This window comes from Pseudoalteromonas sp. Isolate6 (genome assembly GCF_022398435.1).
GTDB classification, from domain to species: Bacteria; Pseudomonadota; Gammaproteobacteria; order Enterobacterales; family Alteromonadaceae; genus Pseudoalteromonas; species Pseudoalteromonas galatheae.
Genome location: NZ_JAKEVK010000250.1, coordinates 1 through 5,923, shown reverse-complemented (window position 1 = coordinate 5,923; position 5,923 = coordinate 1). Strand labels below are relative to the sequence as shown.

Annotated in this window: 5 protein-coding genes; all 5 read left to right on the top strand. The window is 43.0% G+C overall.

The genetic code is table 11. From position 1 onward, the window contains the following. The first annotated feature begins 476 nt into the window (after positions 1-476). Positions 477-1,034, top strand: coding sequence for a hypothetical protein (locus L1D50_RS20845; protein WP_128726520.1), 558 nt, complete (start codon positions 477-479; stop codon positions 1,032-1,034). 172 nt (positions 1,035-1,206) lie between these two features. Further along, the gene (gene rhlP, locus L1D50_RS20840) at positions 1,207-2,040 is read left to right on the top strand and encodes a rhombotarget lipoprotein (protein WP_239966732.1); all 834 of its coding nucleotides are present in this window, start codon (positions 1,207-1,209) and stop codon (positions 2,038-2,040) included. 380 nt (positions 2,041-2,420) lie between these two features. Beyond that, positions 2,421-2,942, top strand: a complete 522-nt coding sequence (locus L1D50_RS20835; protein ID WP_128726523.1) for an adenylate kinase — start codon at positions 2,421-2,423, stop codon at positions 2,940-2,942. Between the two features lie 121 nt (positions 2,943-3,063). Next, positions 3,064-4,455: an SWIM zinc finger family protein gene (locus tag L1D50_RS20830; RefSeq protein ID WP_239966731.1), complete on the top strand. Its 1,392-nt coding sequence runs from the start codon at positions 3,064-3,066 to the stop codon at positions 4,453-4,455. After that, positions 4,449-5,923: DUF5691 domain-containing protein (locus L1D50_RS20825; RefSeq protein ID WP_239966730.1), on the top strand; the 1,475-nt coding region annotated here is incomplete at its 3' end. The genes L1D50_RS20830 and L1D50_RS20825, both read left to right, overlap by 7 nt.

Sequence of the window (5,923 nt, the reverse complement as noted above, 5' to 3'; positions counted from 1 at the left end):
GCTGGGTTTTAAATTAAATAAAAAACAAGAGAGTAGAATTAATCTAAATTTGCTGGTCGAAATGAATTGCAAAGAACAGTCAGTGTTAATTACTGGGTTGGCAAATCTAATTTGGTGGGTGCAAAAACGATTGCAACGTTGAAACTAAACGATACAGTTAATTACAATCGGTAGATAACCCGCTTGTCAGTGTACTTTTGAAACCGTTCTCCCTATTTAGGCGTAAAAAGTCTTGTAAAAAGGGGTTGAGATGATTTAATAAAAAGCATAAATACTCGCAGGGGTTGCTGAGAAAGCCATTCAAAATTTGACCCTTTCTACAATAATTCACGGCCATAGCATTTTCCAAATTAGCACTCGATGCGACGAGTCTCTTATGAAGTTCGCGTTACGACTGAGAATTTCGTCATGACAGAATGCTGTGATAAACAAGACCGGCCACTGTTTTATCAGGAAATTTGAAGCAGGAGAGATCTATGAATTTAAAGGACAGAACCATTTATCCCATTATCAAAGCTGGCAATTGGACTGGTATGCAATATGGTGCGCTGTATTCAATTTTAATCGGGCCTGAAGAAGCACCTGAAGTCGTGATTGGTTTTGGTTACGATACACCTGAAAACTTCGTTTTTCTCACACATCAAGATGGCGAGGCGGCTGATTTAAATACCATAGTGCAACAGGCATTTCATAATATTGATGCGTTAGATGTGCTCTTTACACCGTCACAAGTGCTTGATAATAAAGTGTTAACAGCTAGTGGTAAGTCCTTTAGCAGTGAGGCCATTTTATCTAAGACACAAATGCTTAAGGCGCACCAAATGTTGAATGCTGAACAGTTGTTGGTATCAATTGCAAGAAGAACAGGACTAATGGTCATCGCAAGGGACGCATCGGACGATCTGCTCGATAAGTTTATCTATTTACATAAAGATGCGTGGAACGATGATAGCTATGGTAATGCACAAATCGCGGATAGATTATTTTTATTAGAACAAGGTGAAATCATTGGATCCATGTCATTGGCTGATTAATAAACCAGCCAGGCGATTAGGTATGTCGAGGATGGATAAGCAAACAAGCGTATATTAGATTTCAATGGAATTAACTCTTAGATTTAAGTGATAAGGAAGTAATTAAAATGAACCTGATGGAATGGGTACCTTAGCCGGCTCATCTCTATAAAAACACTTAGTAAGGAAGTTTATGATTTTTAAAGGTTTGATTATCTCTATGTGTATGCTTTTGCTCACATCATGCAGTGCGTTTGTCAGCCAAAATACAGGCACAAAAACGCAATCTAGCAGCTTAATGACCTTTTTATACCCAAATGAAAGTAGCCGGACAGTGCGTCAACCAGAAATACCAGTGTTAACATTGCCAGTGAGGGTTGGAGTGTCGTTTGTGCCATCTTCACAGTGGCAACATGCTGGTATCCACAACAAAGGTCAGGTTGAGTTGCTCGAGAAAGTAAAGCGCGCCTTTGCTCAGTATGAATATATCGATCGTATCGAAGTGATACCGAGCAGCTACCTACAAGGAGGTGAGGGATTTACGACTCTAGAGCAAGTGGGAAGGTTGTATGACGTTGATGTCATGGCACTGATTTCGTACGATCAAGTAACCCAGTCTTTAGAAAATAATGCAGCGTTTCTCTATTGGACCATCGTGGGAATGTACATAGTGCCTGGGAATGAAAACACGATTCAAACATTTGTCGATACAGCCGTTTTCGATATCAAGAGCAAAAAGATGTTATTTAGGGCGCCGGGATTAAGCAAGCTAGAAAAAAGAACGACAGCAGTTGGAGTAGACTCGGTGATCACTGAAAAATCTTTAGAGGGCTTTAGCTTGGCCGTCGAAGATATGATACCTAACTTGGAGGCTGAACTCTCAAACTTCAAAAAGCGAATAAAGGAAGAAAAAGTCGCTAAAGTTGAGCATAGAAACGGCAGTAGTGGCTCGATAAGTTTATTTATGCTTGCTTTATTAGTGCTCACTGTGTTCTTTAGAGCGAGGCCGCACTCGTTAACTAAATAAGTCTTTGGTCGTGAGCTGTATCTAAGGCGGTGGTTTAGCAAACCTAAACTGGTTAAACGTTTTAATCGAGCATGTGCTTCACTTTGAGTGCTATCTGGCGGCAACTTAGTGTTGAGTTGACAATAGCGATGCCAAAGTTAGTGATTCGCTTGACCACAAAGTGATGCTATTTCTCAATTCACTCATCGGGCCTTGTGCGTGCTTGACAATAACTAATCATTACGTGAAAGTATCGTTATGAATATAGAACTATTTCTCACAAGTACACGAATTATTACCATTCCTTAGGAGTGGTGGTTTTGTGTGCTTTTTTAATGAACCCACCAAAGTAAGGTGGGTTTTTTTGTATCTGCCTTGTGGGGCCACAGCAAGGAGGTTACATGAAGAAAATAGCAGTTTTTGGTAAACCGGGAAGCGGCAAGTCTACGGTGAGTAAAGGACTGGCCGCGGCAATATATATTCCGTTATATCAATTAGACTCGATGCTCTACCAAGCAAATGGCGAGTTTGTTGACAGAGCCGCTTTTGATAAAGCACATCAAAACATATTGAATACTGATGCGTGGATCATTGATGGCTTTGGTCCGCTAGATGCGTTTAAACAGCGCTTAGATGCAGCAGATACCTTAGTCTACATCGACTTACCATATCGAGTGAGTTATTGGTTTGTGATAAAACGTCTGTTAAAAAGCATAGTTACTAAGCCAGAAGGCTGGCCTGATGGTAGCTCAGTGTTTAAAGGGACGATTGCCAGTATTAAAACGTTAAGGCGTTGCCCGCAATTTTGGAATGAAGAATTCTTATCGCAGTTAGAGCAAAGCGCGCAAACCAAAACGCTCTATGTGATTAAGTCGGTTGCGGCGCTCGATAGTTTTGTACACCAACATAGTGAGCGTAAATAACACCGATTCAGCAGTCTTATCAATACGTCTATTACTCGGGATTTGGTATTAGGCGTAGATCTAAAAACCATCTCGCCATATAATGGGAACAAATATGGACGTAGTGTGACACATTGGAAATATGGAAATCTCACTTGAAACAATTCAGGAGCTTGCGCCCGATCAAGCTTCTCTAAAAGCCGCAAAAGGTTTGTTAAAACCAGCAAAATGGCCAGTACTTGGACAAGCTTCTGAGATCAATACGATTTGGGGAGAATGTCAGGGGTCAGGCTCAAAGCCGTATTACACGGTCGCTGATGTGGTCGATCATGGCTATAAATGTACCTGTCCATCTCGAAAATTTCCTTGTAAACACGTATTAGCGCTGTTGTGGCAATTTTCCGATGCAGGCTCAAGCTTTACTGAAGCTGAGGTACCACAATGGGTTACTGATTGGTTGGGTCGGCGCCGGCGAGCCCCTACAAACAATCAAACGCAAGAGACAAAAACAACCCCGAGCAAAGACATTAATGCCACCGCTGAGGCTAGTGAAACATTAAGCGCAGAAGAGCTGGCTAAAAAAGAAGCACAGCAGAAACAGCGCGCTGCGCAAAGTAAAGCAAAAACAGAGGCCTGCGTAAGTGACGGTTTAATTGAGTTTCAGCAGTGGTTAGATGACCAATTAGTGAATGGTATTAGCCAGCTCATAAAGGAAATAACAGAACGTTGTCGCCGAATTGCTGCACGTTTGGTTGATGCAAAAGCCACTAATTTTGCGGCTCGCATTGACGAGTTGCCAGCAAAAATCATGCCTTTGTGTTCTACCTTACAGCCACAAGCGGTTTATCAAGAGCTCGGTAAATTGGCACTACTGAGTGAAGCTTGGTTTGTTGATTGTGACAATATTGATGTTCGCAGAGCCATTGTAACGGGGGAAACACGGGAGCAAGTGCTATCCAACCCGCACTCAGTCCGAGTTAAGGGTATTTGGGAAACCGTTGGAGAGCGTATTGAAACCCGTAAAGATGGTCTAATCGCCCATTCAAAATGGTTGATAAACATAACAGAACCTCATGTTGAACCGGCCTTGTTGCTTGATTTTTACCCAGCAGCAACAGGGCGAAAAACGGTGAGTAATAGCATTGGCAGGAAAATTGAAGGTGAGCTCATTTTTTACCCAGCTAAAATTTTGCAACGCGCTTTGTTAGGTGAATATAAAGCGTTTGAGGGGAAGTATGATGAAGCTGAGCTCGCTGTTATGGATCATCAATTGCAATTTCAGCGTCATTTAAGTGCGACGCCTTGGATAGAAGAGTTTCCTGCGATATTAGGTGCAGGTCGAGTGCTAGACGATGGAAAAGGGACGTTTTGGTGGTGTTCAAGTGACGGTACGCAGACGCTGGTGCTGAGCAACAATGAGATCAATCCCGTGATATTAGGTAGCGAACTTGAGCGGGCATTTGTCGTCTCTTCGGGCTCTAAGGGCACGCTTCTGAGCGTAACAACAAAAAATTGGGGGGTTATTGCATGCTAAGCAACGTTGCTAAGGATGAGCTATTAAAAATCGACGCACTTTATAAACGTTGGTTAGTAGGCGGTAATGCAGCGACATTAACAGCGCAATGTTTACCATCTAGTTGGGCGTGTAGAGACGGTGAGCGGACCGAGATACAGCAACGCAGAATGGCACTCATTTTGGCTGTGCAACAGCGTGAATGGTTATTACGCCAAGCTCCACCATCTAATTTACAAGCAAAGTCTGCATTACCCTCACTTACATTGCCTTGTCTAATCGACTCACTGAGACCGAGCTTTCGTACTGCCCTTGCTCATCTTAAGAAGCAATATTTTGCATCAACTAAGCATTTGTTAAATTTGCTTTTAGATAGAGGGTATTGCGCGCATCCTGCAGATTGGCTTCCGCAGGTAAATGACGAGGTCCCTGCTATTTATTGGCCTTGGTGTGAATGGGTGGCAAATCAACATCACAGCGCGTCGAACCTACAGGGTGAACCGTTGACGAAGGAAAACTGGGACGATTTTTTCCCTGCGCAGCGTTTGGCACTGCTTCGGGCATTACGACGCAGTAATGCTGCTGAAGCTAGGGAGCTCATCGCTGCTTGTGCACACAAAGAAGCCGCGGATAATCGACTAAATATCATCGAAGTTTTAGGAATTAACTTACAAGCTGACGATCAGCCTTATTTAGAAAGTTTAATAAACGATCGTGCAAAAAAGATTGTCACCTTGTCTCAACAATTGTTGGCCAGACTGGGCGTTGGGAGTGCCAAGGTCGAGGGCGTAGAGCAGTCTCAACTTGCACCAGAGCTGGCACAGTGGTTTGAAGTCAAAAAGTCAGGACTGCTAATCAAGAAAGTTGAGGTCGTTCCCGCTTTACTGAAAAGTAAAAAGCAACAAGCATTGCGCTCTGAGTGGCTACAAGTGGTATCGTTGTCGGCATTTGCCCAAGCACTCGGAATAGAGTTATCGATTCTTGTTAAGCATTGGCAATTTAGTCAGAACCGACAACATGATAACGAGTGCTTTGTCGGTAACGCGGTTGCTAACCTATCTGATGAATACATTCATCTTATGATTGAGCAATTATTGGCGTCACTACCTGATTACCCGGATGGGTTGAGCTTGCTGGCTTTATTTCTGCCAAGGATGGATCAAACCTATCGCAGCAAAATCATGTTTGACTTACTGACTAACCACAAAGTCCAATTAAGTTTTGCTGATTGTATGGACTACGTGAGCCAGCCACAATTGGAACTGGACTGGCAATTGGTGCGCAAGACTCAGGCTTGGCAGGCGTTAAGTGTATTGATAAGCAAGCAGATAAAAGAAACTAACCATATTGACGAATACACCATAACTCGGGAATTGATGGCACTTGGTTTATTGCTGCCAGCAAGTTGCGCACGCGAGGCGTTAAGTCAAATACTCGCACTCGGTGTGGTGAATGTAGATCCCATGCTCGATATGCTTAAATTTAATAT